At 65.3% G+C, this 18,936-nt stretch carries 20 protein-coding genes; 8 read left to right on the top strand and 12 right to left on the bottom strand.

Annotation, left to right across the window (positions count from 1 at the left end; genetic code table 11):
- Positions 1 to 399: 399 nt before the first annotated feature.
- Positions 400 to 1,047: a hypothetical protein gene (locus MLE18_RS15140; RefSeq protein WP_243439642.1), complete on the bottom strand. Its 648-nt coding sequence runs from the start codon at positions 1,045 to 1,047 to the stop codon at positions 400 to 402.
- Between the two features lie 72 nt (positions 1,048 to 1,119).
- Positions 1,120 to 1,797 (bottom strand): hypothetical protein, encoded by a 678-nt coding sequence (locus tag MLE18_RS15135; RefSeq protein ID WP_243439641.1) that lies wholly within the window; start codon positions 1,795 to 1,797, stop codon positions 1,120 to 1,122.
- Between the two features lie 184 nt (positions 1,798 to 1,981).
- Between MLE18_RS15135 and dapF the strand changes: the two genes are divergently transcribed.
- The 3 genes from dapF to MLE18_RS15120 all read left to right on the top strand — a co-directional run bounded on the left by dapF (position 1,982) and on the right by MLE18_RS15120 (position 5,868).
- On the top strand, positions 1,982 to 2,836 hold the full coding sequence (gene dapF / locus MLE18_RS15130) for a diaminopimelate epimerase (protein WP_243439640.1): 855 nt from the start codon (positions 1,982 to 1,984) through the stop codon (positions 2,834 to 2,836).
- Between the two features lie 108 nt (positions 2,837 to 2,944).
- A complete protein-coding gene (locus tag MLE18_RS15125; protein WP_243439639.1) occupies positions 2,945 to 3,520 on the top strand; it encodes a VOC family protein in 576 nt (191 codons plus the stop codon).
- A 275-nt stretch (positions 3,521 to 3,795) separates the two neighbouring features.
- The gene (locus tag MLE18_RS15120; protein WP_243439638.1) at positions 3,796 to 5,868 is read left to right on the top strand and encodes a PAS domain-containing sensor histidine kinase; all 2,073 of its coding nucleotides are present in this window, start codon (positions 3,796 to 3,798) and stop codon (positions 5,866 to 5,868) included.
- Positions 5,869 to 6,212: 344 nt separating this feature from the next.
- On the opposite strand, the gene dsrP is transcribed toward MLE18_RS15120, so the two are convergent.
- The 6 genes from dsrP to MLE18_RS15090 are packed head-to-tail and all read right to left on the bottom strand — an operon-like array spanning position 6,213 to position 11,800.
- On the bottom strand, positions 6,213 to 7,376 hold the full coding sequence (dsrP, locus tag MLE18_RS15115) for a sulfate reduction electron transfer complex DsrMKJOP subunit DsrP (RefSeq protein ID WP_243439637.1): 1,164 nt from the start codon (positions 7,374 to 7,376) through the stop codon (positions 6,213 to 6,215).
- Between the two features lie 10 nt (positions 7,377 to 7,386).
- Positions 7,387 to 8,169: a sulfate reduction electron transfer complex DsrMKJOP subunit DsrO gene (dsrO, locus tag MLE18_RS15110; protein ID WP_243439636.1), complete on the bottom strand. Its 783-nt coding sequence runs from the start codon at positions 8,167 to 8,169 to the stop codon at positions 7,387 to 7,389.
- 1 nt (position 8,170) lies between these two features.
- Entirely contained in the window at positions 8,171 to 8,560 is a 390-nt protein-coding gene (dsrJ, locus tag MLE18_RS15105) for a sulfate reduction electron transfer complex DsrMKJOP subunit DsrJ (RefSeq protein WP_243439635.1), read from the bottom strand.
- A complete protein-coding gene (dsrK, locus tag MLE18_RS15100; protein WP_243439634.1) occupies positions 8,560 to 10,179 on the bottom strand; it encodes a sulfate reduction electron transfer complex DsrMKJOP subunit DsrK in 1,620 nt (539 codons plus the stop codon). The genes dsrJ and dsrK overlap by 1 nt, the downstream gene beginning before the upstream one ends.
- Before the next feature lie 39 nt (positions 10,180 to 10,218).
- The gene (gene dsrM / locus MLE18_RS15095) at positions 10,219 to 11,220 is read right to left on the bottom strand and encodes a sulfate reduction electron transfer complex DsrMKJOP subunit DsrM (protein ID WP_243439633.1); all 1,002 of its coding nucleotides are present in this window, start codon (positions 11,218 to 11,220) and stop codon (positions 10,219 to 10,221) included.
- Between the two features lie 40 nt (positions 11,221 to 11,260).
- Positions 11,261 to 11,800 (bottom strand): RsbRD N-terminal domain-containing protein, encoded by a 540-nt coding sequence (locus tag MLE18_RS15090; RefSeq protein ID WP_243439632.1) that lies wholly within the window; start codon positions 11,798 to 11,800, stop codon positions 11,261 to 11,263.
- Between the two features lie 239 nt (positions 11,801 to 12,039).
- On the opposite strand from MLE18_RS15090, the gene MLE18_RS15085 reads away from it, so the two are divergent.
- Positions 12,040 to 12,561, top strand: a complete 522-nt coding sequence (locus tag MLE18_RS15085; protein ID WP_243439631.1) for a hypothetical protein — start codon at positions 12,040 to 12,042, stop codon at positions 12,559 to 12,561.
- A 49-nt stretch (positions 12,562 to 12,610) separates the two neighbouring features.
- Here the strand turns inward: MLE18_RS15085 and MLE18_RS15080 are convergent, their stop codons facing one another.
- Both MLE18_RS15080 and MLE18_RS15075 read right to left on the bottom strand, forming a co-directional pair.
- Positions 12,611 to 12,871 (bottom strand): amphi-Trp domain-containing protein, encoded by a 261-nt coding sequence (locus tag MLE18_RS15080; protein WP_243439630.1) that lies wholly within the window; start codon positions 12,869 to 12,871, stop codon positions 12,611 to 12,613.
- A gap of 182 nt (positions 12,872 to 13,053) precedes the next feature.
- Positions 13,054 to 13,539, bottom strand: coding sequence for a CinA family protein (locus MLE18_RS15075; protein WP_243439629.1), 486 nt, complete (start codon positions 13,537 to 13,539; stop codon positions 13,054 to 13,056).
- Positions 13,540 to 13,620: 81 nt separating this feature from the next.
- On the opposite strand from MLE18_RS15075, the gene serS reads away from it, so the two are divergent.
- From serS to MLE18_RS15060, 3 genes are all read left to right on the top strand, one after another.
- Positions 13,621 to 14,892, top strand: a complete 1,272-nt coding sequence (gene serS / locus MLE18_RS15070) for a serine--tRNA ligase (protein WP_243439628.1) — start codon at positions 13,621 to 13,623, stop codon at positions 14,890 to 14,892.
- Positions 14,889 to 15,053 (top strand): hypothetical protein, encoded by a 165-nt coding sequence (locus MLE18_RS15065; protein ID WP_243439627.1) that lies wholly within the window; start codon positions 14,889 to 14,891, stop codon positions 15,051 to 15,053. The genes serS and MLE18_RS15065 overlap by 4 nt, the downstream gene beginning before the upstream one ends.
- A gap of 71 nt (positions 15,054 to 15,124) precedes the next feature.
- Positions 15,125 to 15,421, top strand: coding sequence for a hypothetical protein (locus MLE18_RS15060; RefSeq protein ID WP_243439626.1), 297 nt, complete (start codon positions 15,125 to 15,127; stop codon positions 15,419 to 15,421).
- A 730-nt stretch (positions 15,422 to 16,151) separates the two neighbouring features.
- Here MLE18_RS15060 and cysQ read toward each other — a convergent pair.
- The gene (cysQ, locus tag MLE18_RS15055) at positions 16,152 to 16,916 is read right to left on the bottom strand and encodes a 3'(2'),5'-bisphosphate nucleotidase CysQ (RefSeq protein WP_243439625.1); all 765 of its coding nucleotides are present in this window, start codon (positions 16,914 to 16,916) and stop codon (positions 16,152 to 16,154) included.
- Positions 16,917 to 16,950: 34 nt separating this feature from the next.
- Positions 16,951 to 18,438: an ATP-binding cassette domain-containing protein gene (locus MLE18_RS15050; protein WP_243439624.1), complete on the bottom strand. Its 1,488-nt coding sequence runs from the start codon at positions 18,436 to 18,438 to the stop codon at positions 16,951 to 16,953.
- Between the two features lie 113 nt (positions 18,439 to 18,551).
- Between MLE18_RS15050 and MLE18_RS15045 the strand changes: the two genes are divergently transcribed.
- On the top strand, positions 18,552 to 18,932 hold the full coding sequence (locus MLE18_RS15045) for a response regulator (RefSeq protein ID WP_243439623.1): 381 nt from the start codon (positions 18,552 to 18,554) through the stop codon (positions 18,930 to 18,932).
- Positions 18,933 to 18,936 lie beyond the last annotated feature (4 nt).

Raw genomic sequence — 18,936 nt, 5'->3', positions numbered from 1 at the left:
CAGCGAGGCGCTGGGCGATATATCGGAAGAATATCGTCCAGCGCCTCGCTGCGCAGGCCCCCTGGCCAGACAACACGGTTCACAGCGGGAAACATTCCCGCCCTCATTCAAGGCAGTTGGTTCTGGAGAGCTGCCCCACGACCGTCGGAAACGCCGCGCTGGAACACGGTGGCGATGCCGGACGCGAAGCTATACAGGATTCCAAAGGAACGAAGTTCCTTTGGCGGGAGAGTGCAGAGAGGGCGGAGCCCTCTTTGCCCGCCGGAGGCGATTCCGATGTCGTCAGGTCCGGCTTCGGCCTTCGGCACGCCGGGCTGGCTGATGTTCTTCAAATACAGCGGACGGTCTGGCGTTGCGAAGGCCGAAGCCGGACCCAAGCTACCCACTTTGTCGCGGAATTTAGACCGTCACATCCAAGCCCTGGGCCTCGGCCTGGGCCGATGCCGCCGGGGCCTTCTTCGGGAGGCTCTGGTACTGCCTGATCTGCCTGTTCACGGCGCTCTGGGCGTCCGTAATCTTCGCATATTCGGCGCGTGTCATCACGCCGTCCTTCATGGCATCGGTCAGCAGTGAACGCCCCTTGGACGCCAGGGTATCCAGATCCTTGAGCTGATCGGCCGTCATGCTCCCGTAGGATTTCACGGTCTTGAGCACGCCCTCCACCCTGGACTGGGCGTCCTGCACGGCGGAGACGGTGCGGCCGTGGTTGGCCACGGCCCTGTCCGAGCTTTTGGTCTTCGCGGGCTTGGCGTTGCCGGACGGGATCATCTTCTCCAGCGCGGCCTTCTCGTTCTGCGTGCTCTGCAAAACGCGCTTGTACTCCGCGCCGTCGAGCCTGCCGTCGGCCGTGTAGCGTTTGAGCAGGGCGTCCGTGGTCTTGGCCATCTTGACCAGCGCGGCGCGCTCCGCATCGGACAGCTCACCCGACTTTGTGGCCGCCGCGATGCTCTCGTCCAGCTTCTTGCGCTGGTCCGTGATGTCCGCCAGATAGGCGCTGCTCTGCTTCGAGGCGGTGGACGCCGTGGATTGGTTCGCTACAGCCTGCATCACGATCCTTTGGCGGGCGCACCCCGCCGACGTTCTGACCCTCTCCGGCCCGGCGGCTCGCCGGACCGCCCGCTAGACGCTCACGTTCAGCGGCTTGTACGCGGCGGCCGCCTCGGCGACCCCTTTGACGGCGGCGGCAACGGCCTGCTGGCCCTGGTTCGCGTTGTACTGGCGCATGCTGCCGCTGAGGGCGTTCTGGGCCTGCATGGTCTGCAGGAACTCCGCTGCGGTGATGGTGCCGTCCGCGTTGGCCCCAGCCACGGACTGGTTGGCCTGGGCCTGCAGTTTTTGCAGCTCGGCCAGCTGATCCGCACTGTACTTGCCAGAGGCCTGCCCGGCCTGCAGGCGGGCATCCAGCCTGGATTCGCGCGAGGTCATGACGGCCTGGGCCAGCGACTGGAGGTTCCTGTAAAACTCGTCGGCGGCAGCAGCCTGCGAGGCGGTCTGCGAAGCATCCTGGGGCTTGGCGTGATCACAGCCATGGCAATCGTTCCGTGCCTGGTCTGGGTGCAAGGCCTCACGGATCTGTCGGCCGTTGGACTTGTAGGAGTCCATGATGGACTTGAACTCCTCGTTGCTGATCTGGCCATCGGCAAGGGCCTGCTGGGTCATCTGGCCGGTCTGGTCCTCCAGGCCCTCCAACTGGCTGGCCTGGTCCGTGGTCAGCTTCCCGGAGGCGAGGCCCCGGGCGATGCGCTCTTCCTGCTTCTGCTTGCGCTTCTGGATCATGCTCTGGAAAATAGAGCTCATATCGCTGGCTGTGGACGATGTGACTGCATCCATGGCTCACTCCCGGCCGGGGGACGCGCCCCGGCAATAATTTCCGATCCTGTCGGATCGCGGGGAGGTTTGCCAAACCCGTGCCGGAACGCCGCTTCCCTGCGGGGCGGCTCTTTGCTAGATTGAACCATCGACAACGCGAAGGAGTGTTTTCATGTGCACCGTCTCCGCCCTGGGCAAGGGCGTCGCTTTCCATAAGATGCAGGGCTGCGGCAACGATTTCGTGATCATCGACAACCGGGAGCTGCGCCTCCCAGTGGAGCACATGCGCGAGTGGGCCATCAAGGTCTGCCGCAAGTGCTTCGGCGTGGGCGCGGACGGCCTGATCTTCCTGGAGCAGGCCCCGGCCGGTTCCGGCGCCGACGTGCTCTGGCACTTCTACAACGCCGACGGCTCCCGCGCCGAGATGTGCGGCAACGGCGCGCGCTGCGCCAGCAAGCTCTCCAGCCTGCTGGGCCTGGCCGGCAAGTCGCATGTGCTCTCCACGGACGCCGGGCCGGTGGCCTGCGAAGTGCTGGACAACGGACAGGTGAAGGTCCGCCTGACTCCCGCCACGGACCTGCGCCCCGGCCAGGAACTGGACGCCGCGGGCCAGAAGCTCACCGTGCACTTCGTGAACACCGGCGTGCCCCACGCCGTGGTCTTCCTGCAGGACGTCTCCCTGGCGGACGTGAAGCGCCTGGGCAACGCCGTGCGCTTCCACGAGGCCTTCGCCCCCAAGGGCACCAACGCCAACTTCGTGCAGGTGAAGGATTCCGGCCATCTGCTGCTGCGCACCTACGAGCGCGGCGTTGAGGACGAGACCTACGCCTGCGGCACCGGGGCCTGCGCCTCGGCCGTGATCGCCCACAGCCTGGGCCTGACCGGCCCCGAGGTGGAAGTCACCACCACCGGCGGCGAGGTGCTGGGCGTCAGCCTGGCCGGGGGCGACGTATACCTGCGCGGCGCGGCCGAGGTCTGCTTCAGCGGCCAGCTCTACCCCGCGGCCCTGGGCCTGCCGGGCGTCTAGAAAAGGCCTGCCGACCGCCGAGCCATTCAAGCCAGAAGAACCGAAACCAGCGCCGCATCCCTGCGGGGACGTGACCACGCCCCGCAGGGATGCCGCCTCAGGACCGACATGCCGCGCTACACGGGGATCAATCATCTGGCCCTTGCCACCGGGGATATGGAAGCCACCATCCGCTTCTGGCGCGACCTGCTGGGCATGCGCCTGGTGGCAGGCCTGGGGCGGGAAGGCTACCGCCAGTATTTCCTGGAGATATCCGAACGCGACATGGTGGCCTTCTTCGAATGGCCGCACGTGGAGCCCCTGCCCGACAAGGATCACGGGGTGCCGGTCAAAGGGCCCTTCGGCTTCGACCACGTGAGCATCGCCGTGGCCGACAGGGAGGACCTGTTCGAACTCAAGGCCAGGCTGGAGGCCGCCGGGTTCTGGGCCTCCGAGGTGCTGGACCACGGGTTCATCCTCTCGCTCTACAGCTTCGACCCCAACAACGTGGCCATCGAATTCAGCTGGCCCGTGCCCGGGGTGGACCTTCGCGCCAGGCCCCGCATGGTGGACGCCCACCGCCCGCCCTGCGGCCTGGAGGGCAGCGAGCCCCAGCCCGGGTTCTGGCCTCAGGCCGAGCCAATCCCGGAAGAGGACCGGCGCGTCTACCCGGGCGAGGGGCGCGAACTGGTCGAGGACGATTGAGCATCGCCCGGAGCGGCCTCAGGCTCCATGGCGCGGATGGCGCGCGACTCACCCCTTGATTGGCCGGAACGGAATTTTCATTCCGACTTTTTTTCCCATCCGGCGGCGCTTTCCCCCATCAAGACTGGACGCGGCAGCGCCAATAGTGGATACTGCTCGGCACTCACGCCCGCCCCGTCCATGGAGCCTCCATGCCCAGGTTGAAGCCGCTCGGAATCATCTGCGTATACGCAGTCGCAAGCGCGCTTTGGATTTTCTTTTCAGACAAGGCCGCCATGCTGCTCTTTGCTGATTCCCCGGATATCCTCCGCTGGGTGAGCACCCTCAAGGGCTGGTTCTACGTCATCATCATCTCCGGCATGCTCTGGGTGCTGCTCAAAAGCTTCGAGAAGCAGTACGCCGTCCAGGCCGCCGCCCTGGCCGAAAGCGAATCACGCTACCGCTCCGTCATCGAGAACATCCCGGACGTGTACTACCGCACCGACGCGGCAGGGAACCTGATCATGCTCAGCCCCTCCGTGCTGCCGCTGCTTCGCTACGACACGCTCGAGCAACTGCTCGGGCGGCCCAACTCCAGTTTCTGGGAACGCCCCGAGCAGCGCGAGGCTTTCCTGCAACTCATCCAGCGGCATGGTGAGGTGCGCGACTACGAGGTCTCTCTCGTGCGCAGCGACGGCATCCCGGTGGTGGTCTCGACCAGCAGCAAGCTCTACCGCGACTGCACCGGGGCGGTGGCCGGCATCGAAGGCATCTTCCGTGACATCTCCTCACGCAAGCAGGCCGAACGGTCCCTCAACGACAGCGCGGCCAGGCTCAGCCGGGCCGAGTTGGTGGCAGGCACCGGCAACTGGGAGATCGACCTGAGCACCCGCATTGTGACCTCTTCCGAGGGCGCACGCACAATCTACGGCATGACGACGGGCGAAATGACCCTGGAAGCCGTGCAGAGCCTGCCCTTGCCAGAATACCGCACCATGCTGGACGACGCGATGCGCGACCTTGTCACCAACGGTAAGCCGTACAACGTCGAGTTCAAGATCAAGCGACCTGACGACGGCGCCATCCTGGACATCCACTCCATGGCCAACTACGACCCGGACAGCCGGATGGTGTTCGGCATCATCCAGGACATAACGAGCCGCAAGCACATCGAGGATTCGCTGCGTGAGGCCCTGGCCTTCAACGAGAACATCTTCGCCTACTCCCCGGTGGCCATAGGCGTCTTCGACGGGTATACGGGGCACTGCGTCAGGGCCAACCCTGTGCTTGCGGGGATCACCGCCCTCGATATTGGCTCCCTTGGCTCCCGGGACTTCCGCGATGTCGAATCCTGGATGAGCAGCGGGCTCTTGGACCTGGCCGAGCGCGTGCTGGCCGACGGCGTCTCACGGCGCGCCGAGCTGAACATGTCAGGCAGCGGCAGCGAACTCCGGCTGGACTGCACGCTGGCCCGCATGGAAGCCAAGGAGAGCGGTTTTCTGCTGCTGATCGCGGCCGACATCACCGAGCGCCGCCGCCTGCAGGAGATGATGGTCCAGACCGAGAAGATGATCTCGGTGGCCGGACTCGCCGCCGGTATGGCCCACGAAATCAACAACCCCTTGAGCGGCATCCTGCAGAACGTGCAGGTCATGCGCAGGCGTCTGACGCAGGAGTCGGCCGTCAATGCCGAGGCCGCCCGGGAGGCCGGGTGCAGCTTTGAGAGCATCGCCCGCTTCATGGAGTCCAGGGGCATCCTGGACAGCCTGGACAGCGTGCGCGACGCCGGTTTCCGTGCGGCCCACGTGGTCACAGGCATGCTCGACTTCAGCAGGCGCAGCGAGTCGGACAACGCACCGGCCGACATGGGAGCCCTCCTGGACAAGACCCTGGCCCTGTGCTCCACGGACTACGACCTGAAGAAGAAATTCGACTTCCGGAACATCCGCATCGTCCGCGAGTACGATCCCGAACTGCCCGATGTTCCCTGCTCCAAGACCCAGATCCAGCAGGTGGTCATGAACCTCCTGAGCAATGCTGCGCATTCGCTCATGGGCAGGCCTTCGCCCACCATCACCCTGCGCACGGCGCACGAGAACGACGCGGCCCGCATCGAAGTCGAGGACAACGGCTCGGGCATGGACGAGGCCACGCGTCGCAAGGTATTCGAGCCGTTCTTCACCACCAAGCCCGTTGGCGAGGGCACCGGCCTGGGCCTCTCGGTCTCCTATTTCATCATCACCAGCAATCACGGCGGCACCCTGGACGTCACGTCCACGCCTGGCCAGGGCTCCCGCTTCACCATCCGCCTGCCCTACAGGTCGGGCTCCGTCGCCGCCGCCAGGCGCAGCGCCCGGGCGCACGCCTAGACCCCGCATCCGGCCAGCTTTGGCCGGCATCACGTGATCCGCAGGCTTGAATTCCGCCTCGCCCCGCAAAGGCAGCCTGGCCGACCTGCGCCTGGATTCCAGGCCTGGCAGGAACACTGCCCGCTCTTCAAGCACGTCTGGAACGCTTGTCGCCCCTGGGACGCTCCGCACCCGTATGCCGAGCATCAGCCGAGACGGCGCTTTCGCCTCCTGCCGACCTGCGATACCGCCATGTCCCAATCCGCGTCTCGCCGCCAGCAGCTCCCCTCCGCACGCGGCACAAAAAAAGGGGCCGTCCTTTCGGACGGCCCCTGCTGATGCGGTGGGTCCTGCTGAGGGAAGGCCTACAGGCTGCCTTCCACCTCGGCCCGGACTTCCAGGGCGATCTTCCAGAGGATGGTCAGCACGAGGCCGCCCAGGGCGTAAACCATCAGGGCGATCATGATTTCCGGCCCGGTGGGCAGGTATTCGGTGACCTTCTCGAAGGGGTTGGGGGTGAAACCGGCGGCGATGAGGCCCATGCCCTTGTCGATCCAGGTGCCGATGACCAGCATGATCAGGGCGGGCACCAGCACGTCGGGGTTGTAGCGCCACTTGTAGGGGATCAGCAGCACCAGCGAGGCGATGGCCAGGAAGGAGGCCGTCCACATGAACGGGGTCATGTAGGTGTGGCCCTCGAAGCCCGAGAACAGGAACAGGATCGGGTCCATGTGGCCGGGCATGTTGGAGTAGAACGCCGTGAACACTTCCAGGAAGAAGAAGAACACGTTCACGCACATGGCGTAGGTGATGGTGGTGGAGAGGGTCTTCACGGCCTCCTTGCCGGGGTCGAACCCGGTAAGGCGCTTGGCCAGCAGCGTCAGCAGCAGCAGGATCGCGGGGCCGGAGCAGAACGCCGAGGACAGGAAGCGGGCGGCCAGGATGGCGGTGAGCCAGAAGTGGCGGCCCGGAAGGCCCGCGTACAGGAAGGCCGTGACCGTGTGGATGGAGAAGGCCCAGATGATCGAGGTGTACACAAGGGGCTTCACCCACGTGGGCGGCGACACGCGCTTCCAGTAGGCCATCAGGCTGGTCCAGCCGATGACGGCGTTGAGGATCAGGTAGCCGTTCAGCACCACCATGTCCCAGAAGAGCACGGAACGCGGGGTGGAGTTGATCAGCACGTTGAGCATGCGCTGCGGCTGGCCGATGTCGATGACGATGAAGCCCAGGCACATGATGACCGCCGCGATGGCGAGGAACTCGCCCATGATGATCATCTTGGAGTAGGCTTTGTAGTGGTGGAAGTAATACGGCAGCACCAGCATGACCGCGGAGGCCGCGACGCCGACCATGTAGGTGAACTGGGCGATGTAGAATCCCCAGGACACGTCGCGCGACAGGCCGGTGATCAGCAGGCCGTTGTTGAGCTGTATGAGGTAAAATCCGCCGCCGATGCCCATGACGGCCAGAAACACCATCAGCGCACCGAAGTAGCGGGGGCTTCCCTTGAGGGCTTTTTCAATCATGGCAGCACTCCTAGAGAATGTAGAAGACGCTCGGCTCGGTGCCGGCGCTGGGGTTGCGTCTGATGGCGTACTTCTCTTTCAACACCTTCCTGATCTCGGACTTGGGGTCCTCCAGATCACCGAAGACCATGGCTCCGCCGGATGCCTGAACGCACAGGGGCTGTTTGCCCTGGGCCAGCATCTCCACGCAGAAGGTGCACTTCTCCACCACGCCTCGGGTGCGATGGGGGTACTGGAGGTTCAGCTTGTCCTTGGCGATGAACTCACCGGGATCGCGGAAGTTGAAGCTGCGGGCGCCGTAGGGGCAGCCGGCCATGCAGTAGCGGCAGCCGATGCAGCGGTGGTAGTCCATCATGACCAGGCCTTCGTCGTTCTTGAAGGTGGCCTTGGTGGGGCACACGCGGGTGCAGGCGGGGTTGGCGCAGTGGTTGCACAGCAACAGGTACTTGCGGTGTTCCTGAGCGTCGGCCAGGAAGGCCGGGCGCTCGGTCGGGAAGGCTCCGTGGAATTCTTCCGTCCAAAGCCACTTGATTTCCTGCTTGCCTTCGATCTTCGGCACGTTGTGGTAGTTGTGGCAAGCGTCGATGCATTTCTTGTGCAGGGCGTCGTCGAACTTGGCGGTGTCGATGACCATGCCCCACTGCTTGGCCTTGGCGGGCTTGGCGAAGTCCGTGGCGGTGGGGAGGGCGTCGGCTGCCTGGGCTCCCTCGCCGAGGAATCCCAGAGTTCCGGCCGAAAGCCCCAGGGCCGAAACACCGGCCAGCTTCAGGAAGTCGCGTCTGGAGCGCTGCATGTTATTTCTCCCCCTCTTTCTTCAGCGGCGAGGTGTTGTGGCAGGTCCAGCAGTAGGGATTCACGCCCACCTCAACGTGGCACTTGTCGCAGAACTTGTCCTTGTTCTCGTGGCAGCCCATGCAGGTGTTGGTGAGGCTCATGTTGAACTGCTTGCCGGACTCGTTGGTGAAGACCCTCTTGCCGTTGCGGATCACGTCGTCGCGCCACTCGTTCAGCAGAACCATGTGCACGTCGCGCATCTTCTCGGTCTTGAGGACGCACTCCTTGGAGTTCTTGGGCTTCTCGGTCTCCACCTTGAGGGGCTCAAGCCCGATGCCCTTGATGAAGGGGAACAGCACCAGGGCCAGGAAGACGATCAGGCCCGGGATGATGTATTTACCGTTGTACATTATTCATCCTCCTCGGAACCTTCGACACCGGGCAGGTCCTCCTGGCGCAGGTTCATGGTGCGCTCTTCCTCTCCTTCGAAGACGAGGGCGTTGCCCACCAGCTCGTGCAGGCCGGTGACCTGGACTCCGGGAGCCCAGTAGTCGGCCAGGCCGGGCAGCGTGGCGCGGTCGATGGCGCAGATGCAGCTCATGGTGTTCACGCCGAACTTCTCCTGCACGTAGCGCAGGGCGTTGCCGCGGGGCAGGCCGCCGCGCAGGCGCATCTCGGTGAACTCGCCGTTGTTCAGGCCCGCGCCGCCGCCGCAGCAGAAGGTCTGCTCGCGGATGGTCTGGGCGGGCATGTCCACGAACTTCTCCACAACGTTCTCCAGCACGTAGCGGGGCTCGTCGAAGAAGCCCATGCCGCGGGAGGTGTTACAGGAGTCGTGCCAAGTGGCGGTGATGCCCGCGTTGCGGCTCTTGTCCAGCTTGAGCTTGCCGTTCTTGATCAGGTCGGCGGTGAACTCCACCAGGTGGATCATCTTGGTGGACTTGGCGTTGTTGAACACCGTGCCGGTGATGGGGCTCTTGGGCACTTCCAGGAAGTCGGCCGGGCCGTTCATGGTGTCCATGAACTGGTTGAGCACGCGCCACATGTGGCCGCACTCGCCGCCGATGATGTACTTGACGCCCAGGCGCTTGGCCTCGTGGTACATCTTGGCGTTCAACTTCTTCATCCACTTGTCGTTGGTGAAGGAGCCGAAGTTGCCGCCCTCGGAGGCGTACGTGGACCAGGTCACGTCAAGGTCCAGGTAGTCGAAGAGCAGCAGGTAGCCCATGAAGGTGTAAATGCCGGGCTCGGCGAAGATGTCGCCGGAGGGCGTGATGAACAGGATCTCGGCGCCCTTGCGGTGGAAGCTGGGTTCGACGCGGCGACCGGTGATGGTCTCGATGTCGTCCACCAGGAAGTCCATCATGTCCTTGAAGGCGTGGGGCTGGATGCCCAGGTGGTTGCCGGTGCGGTTGCAGTTGGCCACCGGCTCCAGGATCCAGTTGATGTTCACGCCGATGCGGTTCATCAGGTCGCGCGCCAGGAAGGTGATCTCGGCGGTGTCGATGCCGTAGGGGCAGTACAGCGAGCAGCGGCGGCACTGGGTGCACTGGTAGAAGTACATGAACCATTCTTTGATCACGTCTTCTTCCAGCTTGCGCGAGCCGGACAGCTTGCCCAGGATCTTGGCGGCCACACTGAACTCACCGCGGTAGATGGAGCGCAGCAGCTCGGCGCGCAGCACCGGCATGTTCTTGGGGTCGCCGGAGCCGATGTAGAAGTGGCACTTGTCGGCGCAGGCGCCGCAGCGCACGCACACGTCCATGAACACCTTCAGCGACCGGTACTTCTTCAGAAGCTCGCGGAAGCCGTCGGTGACGATCTCGCGCCAGTCGGGCGGAAGCTTCCAGTCTTCCTGGGTGGGGTCCCATTCCCTGGGGTTGGGAAGGCCCAGATATTTGAGCACATCCGGCTTGCCGGGGTAAGAGTAGTTTCCGAGCTTGAACTCAGGCTTGACGTCCATCCACGGCTCAGCCGGCGTGGAATAGTCGACTTTCATTACTTCTTCAGGCGGCGCCATCTTCGACATACGATCTCCCTTGTGGAAATACGCCCAGCCCCGGGCGGTTTAGGCTTCCTTGTCCACCGGCAGGCCGGCCTCGATCATCTTCTCGCGGAAGTCGTCCTCGTAGTCCGCGTAGCTGTGCGGCTTGATGGAGGGATCGTTCCAGGGGTTGATGTAGCGAACCATGCGGGTGTTGTTGGGCAGGTTCCGGGTGGGGCTCAGGAAGACGCCGCCCAGGTGCATGAGCTTGGAGAAGGGGAAGTAGGCCCACAGCACGCACACCAGGAAGAAGTGCATGTAGAACGACCAGTCGATGTTCGGCGGAATCACCGGCTTGAAGCTCACCAGGCCGATGGCCAACTGCTTGATGGCGATCACGTCCACTTTGGCGAAGTAGCGCATGTAGATGCCGGACAGGGCGATGGCCAGGATAAGGAACAGGGGGAAGTAGTCGGAGACCAGGGAGATGTAGCTGACCTTGGGGTCCCAGATGCGCCTGGCCAGCAGGAAGGTGACGCCCACCACGAAGAACACGTCGGTCAGGTAGAGGGTGGGGGCCGCGATCTGCAGGATGGAGTCGACGAACTCCACGCCGGTGACCAGCATGGGCACGGGCTCCAGGAAGAAGCGCATGTGCCTGAAGAGCACGATCAGGAAGCTGTAGTGGAACATGAGCGAGAACAGCCAGAGGGACTTGTCCGAGCCGTAGGCCACCCGGCCCTCTTCGGGGCGGTTGTCCAGCTTGGTGTTGCGGAAGAGACTCCTGAAGCAGAGCACTTCCAGGGCCATGCGCACGACCGTCTGGAACGGGGTGGAGGGGTTGTCGAACTTCGCCTGTTTGACCCACGGCAGCGATTGTTGCTGGCCGCCGGTGGTGGCGATGGAGAAGGGCTGGGGCGTGGAAGCCCAGCCGATCACCTTTTTAACGAATCCCGCCACGAAAATCGCGACGGCCACATACGGGACGGCGATCCCAAATACGTTCGCCATGCCCGCCCCGGCCCCAAGGGCCGCCACCGCAGCCAACGCCACGACGGCCAGAAATGCGGTTACGAGTCCAGCCATGTACCCTCCACCTCGCGTTGAACCTTTTTGCCCGGCCGGCCTACTCGGCCGACTCGCCCTCGCCGATGCCCACGATCAGTTGGGCGCGTTTAAGGAGTTGCACTTGCGACCGCTCAAGATCCTTGTATTTGATTTCATGGAGCTTTTCGCGGCATTTCGCGTAGAGATCAAGGCTGGCGAGCGCCAGCCCGTCGATGCGGGTTTCCATGGCCAGCAGCTGGTCCCAGGCGTTGGCCTCGACGAAGTCCTGCCAGAAGCCCTCCCGCAGCACCTTCTTGAGAAGGAACAAAAACCCCGCGGCCCGGGATGGGGAGAAGTTCTGCACCGCGCGCACGCGCACCAGCTCGTCCAGGTGGTCGAGCACAGGTTCCAGAGCGGCCTTGTCGCCGCCGGCGGCCAGATAGTCCACCACGGCTCCGGCCATCTCCCGGATGCGCGCGCCCACAGGATTATGGTAGGGGTCCGAGCTCTTCTTCCAGAGCTTGGCCGTCTCCGGCGGATAAGTGTCCAGAATCAGGTGCTGCCACCGCTGGACAATTGCCTCCCGGTTCGCAGCCAGGAGTGTCTCGACTGTGTTCATTAGTTGCCCTGGTATGCGGCGTGTGGTGATAACGCTTGTTCGCCCCGTCACAAACGCCACCACCCATACCCCGCACTCCATGTCCTGTAAAGATTGAAAAAGGCCGAAAGCGGCTCCCCGCCGTGAAAAACCGCCTCCTGGGCGGCGCATGTGGTTTACAGGCTTCGCATTCGCCACTATATTGTCAGATCGACGGGTTCGCCCAATCCGCCGTACGCCGCGAAACCATAGGACGCACCATGCTGCTCACCCAACAGCACTCGACCATCCTCAAAGCTGTGGAACAGTTCCAGCAAATCGAAAAATATCAGGGGGTCATGCCCCGCAAGCACGCCTGCCTCTTCCGAGATGAGGACGTGAGCGACCTGGTGGACCAGGGCCTGCTGGACTGGGCCAAGTTCACCTTCGATTGCGGCAAGGAGCTCAAGGGGCTGCGCCTCACCGTAAAGGGGCAGCGCCTGCTGGACCAGCAGCTGCGCAACGCCGAGATGCCCGCCCAGATCACCGGCACGGAACTGGCCTACGAGCACCTGCTCATCCTGGAGGATTTGCACCACTTCTGCCGCATGCCCCGCTACCGGCGCATGATGCCCGAGAAGAAGGCCCGCCACTACAACCCCACCGATTTCGAGGACCTGCTGCACAGGGGCTACATCCTCAAGGTGCGCCTCAAGGCCGACGGCGAGCAGACCTTCAAGGGCTACGTGATCTCCACCAAGGGCGAACACGCTTTGGCCGAGGCCAGGCAGGCCATCCAATAGGAAACAGCCCCCGGAGGGGCTGCTTCGGTAACCAGTGGCGAAAGGGCCCTCAGGCCTCGGCCCCGCCCACCTTCAGGCTGACGTCCTCGGCCCGGGTCCACTCCACTTCCAGCGAGAGCTTCTCCTTGTCCTTCTTCTGCGACACCTTGAGGCTGAACTCCATGACGCCGCGTGGTTTGAGGGTCATGCAGTCCTGCCCCACCGTCATGCACACGGACCCGGCCCGCATCCCGGCGGTCAGATCCTCCAGGTAGGCCACGACCTCGGCCACGGCCTTGGCCCCTTCCACCTTGATCTTGTCCTTGCCCATCTTGTTCTCCTTTTCACAAGCCCGGCAAAGCGATCAGCCCATGCGCCACCCCGGCGCGCGGATGCCGCGGGGGCACCGTCGCGGCGCATTTCCCCGCCCCGGGCATCCGGCGCAGGACGGCTATGACGCGCATTGTGCCAAGCATGGCCCCATGCTTAGCGCGCCTTGGTGACGATCCTGTTTCAATCCATGCGGGAGCTGAACCCGGCGATGGCCGCGAGTGCGCTCTGGCGCTTGATGTCTATCCGGTCGCCGTCGAAGTGGAACAGCTCCGCGTCGCGCGTGTCGGGCGTGACCCAGGCCACCCAGACGGTGCCCACCGGCTTCTCCTCCGAGCCGCCCGTGGGCCCGGCGATGCCGGAGACCGCAACGGCGCACTGGGCGCCCAGGCGCGAGGCCGCGCCCTCGGCCATGGCCAGCACGGTCTCCCGGCTCACGGCTCCGTGCTCTTCCAACACGGCCCCGGGCACGCCCAGCAGGCTCTGCTTCAGGGCGTTGGAGTAGGTGACGACGCCGCCCAGGTACCACTCGGAGCTGCCTGAAAGGTTCGTCAACTCGCTGCCGATGAGCCCCCCCGTGCAGGACTCCGCCGTGACCAGGCTCCAGCCCCGGTCCAGCAGTTGCCCGGCCAGCCATTCGATCATCTCGGTTCTCAATTCCCACTGCATCGCGGCCTCTCCCTGCTTGACCGAAGCGTTTTGCCCAAAGTAAGACCCGCCGACAATACACAACCATCCCGGAGGCCGCCAATGCTTGATGTGCGCTTCGTGCGCAAAAATATCGACACCGTCCGCCAGGCCCTGGAGAACCGCCAGATGCAGCTCGACATGGGCGAGTTCGTCCGACTGGACGAACACCGCCGCGCCGTGCTCGCCGAGGTGGAGACCCTGAAGAACGAACGCAACGCCGCCTCAGCCGAGGTGGCCAAGCGAAAGCGTTCCGGCCAGGACGCCTCCGACCTGCTCGAGGGGCTCTCGGCCCTGTCCGAGCGCATCAAGGGGCTGGACGAACAGGCCCGCAAGGCCGACGAGGATTCCGAGGCCTTCCTCTACTCCATCCCGAACATCCCCCACTCCACCACGCCCGTGGGCAAGTCCGAGGCTGACAACCCCGTGGTGCGCGTGGTGGGCGAGGCGCCCTCCTTCGACTTCGCGCCCAAGGAGCACTGGGAGCTGGGGCAGAGCCTGGGCGGCATCGACTTCGACCGCGCCGCCAAGATCACCGGCTCGCGCTTCGCCGTGCTCAGGGGCTGGGCCGCGCGCATGGAGCGCGCCCTGGTGGCCTTCATGATCGACCTGCACACCCGCGAGCACGGCTACACCGAGGTGGCCACGCCCTACATCGTCAACTCGGACAGCCTGCGCGGCACGGGCCAGCTGCCCAAGTTCGAGCAGGACCTCTTCCGCCTGGACTTCAAGGACTACTACCTGATCCCCACGGCCGAGGTCCCGGTGACCAACCTGCACCGCGACGAGACCCTGGACGAGGCCGACCTGCCCATGGGCTACACGGCCTACACGCCCTGCTTCCGCTCCGAGGCAGGGTCCTACGGCAAGGACACCAAGGGCCTCATCCGCCAGCACCAGTTCGACAAGGTGGAGATGGTGCGCTTCTGCAAGCCCGAGGAGTCCTACGAGCAACTGGAGCTTTTGACCTCCCAGGCCGAGGAGGTGCTCAAGCGCCTGAAGCTGCCCTACCGGGTCATCACGCTCTGCACCGGGGACGTGGGCTTCTCCTCCGCCAAGACCTACGACATCGAGGTCTGGCTGCCGGGCCAGAACGCCTACCGCGAGATCTCCTCCTGCTCCAACTTCGAGGACTTCCAGGCCAGGCGCGCGGGCATCCGCTTCAAGCCCAAGGGCGGCAAGGCCCAGCTCGTGCACACCTTGAACGGCTCCGGCCTGGCGGTGGGCCGGACCATGGTGGCCATCCTGGAGAACTACCAGCGCGCCGACGGCTCCGTGGCCATACCCGAGGTACTGGTGCCCTACATGGGCGGCCTCACCGAAATCCGCCCGTGATCAGACTCGCCCCCTTGCTCCGCGCAACAGCAGCCGCCGCCGGGGTCTTCACCCTGGCGGCGCTGTTCTACCTCTCGCTGGCCCAGGCGATTCTGCTCTCGGGTTTGGCCGGTGCGGCCATGCTCGGGCTGGAATTGGCCGGGAGGGGGAAGAACTGGTAGATTGCCCGCGTTGAACCCGCGTCGCCCCATGACAAGTTGACATTCAATAGCCAGATGATACGGACATACCTATGGATACGACCCCGAACATCATTCCCATGTTCCGCAGGACCATCGCATACGCGGTCACGTTCGTATCGTTTTACATCCTGGGCGCGATGGACAGCATGCGCCTATGGGCTCAATTCGGGTTGTTTTTCAGCGGGCTCATAGCGGCAACCGTCCTGAGCTTCTTCTTTTTCCTGTTTATCGGCGCATTCATTCCGCCAAAAGCGGGCAAGGGAGTGCAGGCCGTGATTTTCGCCACGGAAGTGATCGCATCCATCATTGTGTTGAAGCTCGTCATTCCGATCATCCCGACAAATTGAGACCAAGCCTTTTTGCTTGTATTGCGCGCCGACAGAAACGAAACATCAGCTGCATCTCCGTGGGCAATTGGAGCCTGTAAGATCTCTGCCCTGATGTTTCCTTGGAAGGCCCCGGTTCACGCCGGGGCTTTCTTGTTTTCGCCCTCCAAAACGACGACAAGCCCCGGTCAACCCGAGGCTTGTCATGATAATACTTCCCTGGCTCGTACCAAATTCTGAGCATCACCAACCACCGCGACAGGCGGCCGCGCGAGGGGACGAGGGCGGAACGCCGTGGCGATCCCGCGCTGGCGCTTGCGCCAGAGGGGCGCAGCCCCGGCAGCTTGATCGCTGCGGCGGCGCGCCCGATTCCCCGAGCGGCGGACGCCCAGTCGGCCCCCTACCCGCCTTCCGCATCACCCTCCGCCCGCGGCAGACGGACGCGCGAGGGGACGAGGGCGAAGCGACGTGGCGATCCCGCGCTGGCGCTTGCGCCAGAGGGGCGCAGCCCCGGCAGCTTGATCGCTGCGGCGGCGAGCCCGATTCCCCGAGCGGCGGACGCCCAGTCGGCCCCCTACCCGCCTTCCGCATCATCCTCCGCCCGCGACAGGCGGCCGCGCGAGGGGGCGAGGGCGAAGCGACGTGGCGATCCCGCGCTGGCGCTTGCGCCATAGGGGCGCAGCCCCGGCAGCTTGATCGCCTCGGCGGTGCGCCCGGCTCCCCGAGCGGCGGACGCCGAAAACCAACCCCCCTATTTCCAGCCCGCAACCTCGAACCCGCCGTTGCGCAGGTCTTCCTTGTTATAGAGGAACTCCCCTCCCCCCATGGCCTGGAAGCTGCCGCCCGCGCCCAGCACGATGGCGTGACCGGCGGCGGTGTCCCACTCCCAGGTGGGGTTGAAGCGCGGGTACAGGTTGGCGCTGCCCTCGGCCACCAGCCCGAACTTCAGCGCGGACCCGGCGCTGACCTCGCGCCGGTTGGGGTAGCGCTCCAGGTACCCAGCCAGACGCTCGTCCGGGTGGGAACGGCTGGCGACCACCACAACCTCCCCTCCTTCGGGGATCGGGCCGGAGACGCGCAGGGGTTCGCGCTTCCCTCCGGTCATCTTGAACGAGCCCATGCCGGGCCCGCCGTAGTAGAGCACGTCCTTTACCGGCACGTAGATCACCCCGAACACCGGGCTGCGCCCCTCCACCAGGGCGATGTTCACCGTGAACTCGCCATTGCGCTTGATGAACTCCTTGGTGCCGTCCATGGGGTCCACCAGCCAGAAACGCTTCCAGCCCTTGCGCTGCGCGTATTCCGCCTGGGAGGACTCCTCCGAGAGGATGGGCACGTCCGGGTGCAGGGCTGAGAGCGAGCGGGCGATGACCTCGTTGGAGGCGCGGTCCGCCTGGGTCAGAGGGGACTTGTCCTCCTTGATCTCCACCGCGAACTCGGTGCCGTAGACCTCCAGGATGGCCTGGCCCGCCAGCCGGGCCACTGCGCAGATCGCATCCCAATCGAAGTTGGACATCAGGTCTCCCCTTTGCTGTTGGATCGTTCGGAAATCAGGATTCGTAGGCGGCCAGAGCTTCGCCAGCCGGGCCGGCGGCCACGGCCCGCCCTCCTTCCAGCACCAGCGCGTGGGTGACGCAGGCCGGAATCTCCAGCGGATTGTGCGTGACCATCACCAGCTGCCTGCCCTGCGCCGCCAGGTCGTCCAGCAGGGCCAGCACCTCGGCCCGGGCCTGCGGGTCCAGCCCGCCGAGTGGCTCGTCCAGCAGGAGCACCTGCGGATCGAAGGCCAGGGCGCGGCCGATCATGGCCTTGCGCGCCTGCCCCTGCGACAGGGAGGATATGGGCCTGTCCGCCAGTTCGTTGAGCCCGAGCCGCTCCAGCCAGCCCGCGGCGCGGGCCAGCATGGCCGCATCCGGGGCGTTGTAGAGCCCGAAGCTGCCGAAGAAGCCGGAGACCAGCACCTCGCGCACGGTGGTGTCGCGGGGGTGCTCGGCCTGGGCGTCCCAGGCCACCACGCCCAGGCGGGCCCGCAGGTCCCACAGGCTCACAGGCTCGGGCAGGCCGAAGCGGTCCACCCTGCCCGCCGAGGGGTGCAGGTCGCCCGAGAGCAGCTTCACCAGGCTGGACTTGCCCGCCCCGTTGCGGCCCACCACCACCCAGTGCTCGCCCCGGCGCAGCCGCCAATCGAGCGGGCCGAGCACGTCCACGCCGCCCAGGGTCACGGTCGCGCCGTGCAGGGCCAGCAGCGGTTCGCCCTCGGTTGCGGGCTTGGCCGCATCCCTGCGCTCCTCGCGGCGGATGGCCGGAGCCAGCGCCTTGGCCACGGCCTTGAGCGGGCCGCGCTTCGTCGTGCGCCCCCTGCTCATGGAGACGGCTTCGAAGCCCAGGTCCGGCAGGCTCCCGGGGTGGTGCGTGGCGGCGGCCAGGCCCACGCCGGAATCCGCCAGGGCTTCCAGCACGCCGTGCAGAACCCGGCGCGAGGGCGCGTCCAGGCCGTCGGCGGCCTCGTCCAGGAAGAGCCACTCCGGCCCGCGCACCACGGCCCGGGCCAAAAGTACGGCCATGGCCTGGCCCTGGGAAAGCTCCAGGAAGGGCCTGTAGGCCAGCTCCCCGATGCCCAGCCGCTCCAGCGACGCCAGGGCGGCCCGGCGCTCGGGCTCGCCCACGGCCCCGGAGGCCAGGGGGGAGTCGGTCAGGCCGGAGACCACGATCAGCCAGCCGGACACGTTCCAGCCGCGCCTGCGGTAGAGGTCGCGCAGGTCGGCCCCGGCGGCGCCGATGCGCGGCCGGGCCTCGATGGGGCTGGGGGTGGTCCTGCCGTCCACAACATAGAGGCGCTGCCCGGCGTAGCCTCCGCCCGGGAGCTGGTCGGGCCAGATCTCCCCGCGAGCCACGCGCAACAGGGTGGACTTGCCAGCGCCGTTGCCGCCCACCAGGGCCACGCGCCCGCCCGGGGGCAAGTGCAGGCCGGCCCCGTCCAGAAGCGTATTCGCGCCCCGGCTGACGCGCACGTTTTCGATGATGATCTCAAGGCTCATGGGGCTGATTGACTACCCCCTCGCGGTGCAAAAGGCCAGTCGCAGCGAACGGCTTGCAATTCGCGCCTGGAACCGTCATTGTCCAAACTTCAACGCCTTTGGAGGACCAGCCCGTGAGAACATGCCGCCTGTTGCTTGTGGATGACGAAGCCGAATTCATCGAGACACTGGGCAAGCGCCTGGCCCGGCGCGGCCTGACCGTACACCTGGCCAACTCGGGGCAGCAGGCCCTGGACATCATCGGGGGCAACGAGCTCGACGTGGTGGTCCTGGACGTGAAGATGCCCGGCATGGACGGCATCGAGGCCCTGCAGAAGATCAAGGCCCTCAAGCCGGACCTCGAGGTGCTCATGCTCACGGCCCACGCCAACGTGGAAGTGGCCATGCGCGGCATGGAGCTGGGGGCCTTCGACTACCTGATGAAGCCTGTGGAGCTCGACGAGCTGCTCTACAAGATCCAGGACGCCAACAAGAAAAAGTGCCTCACCGGTTGAGCCG

The organism is Fundidesulfovibrio soli, from assembly GCF_022808695.1.
Taxonomy (GTDB): Bacteria; Desulfobacterota; Desulfovibrionia; order Desulfovibrionales; family Desulfovibrionaceae; genus Fundidesulfovibrio; species Fundidesulfovibrio soli.
This window is presented reverse-complemented; position numbering and strand designations above follow the sequence as displayed.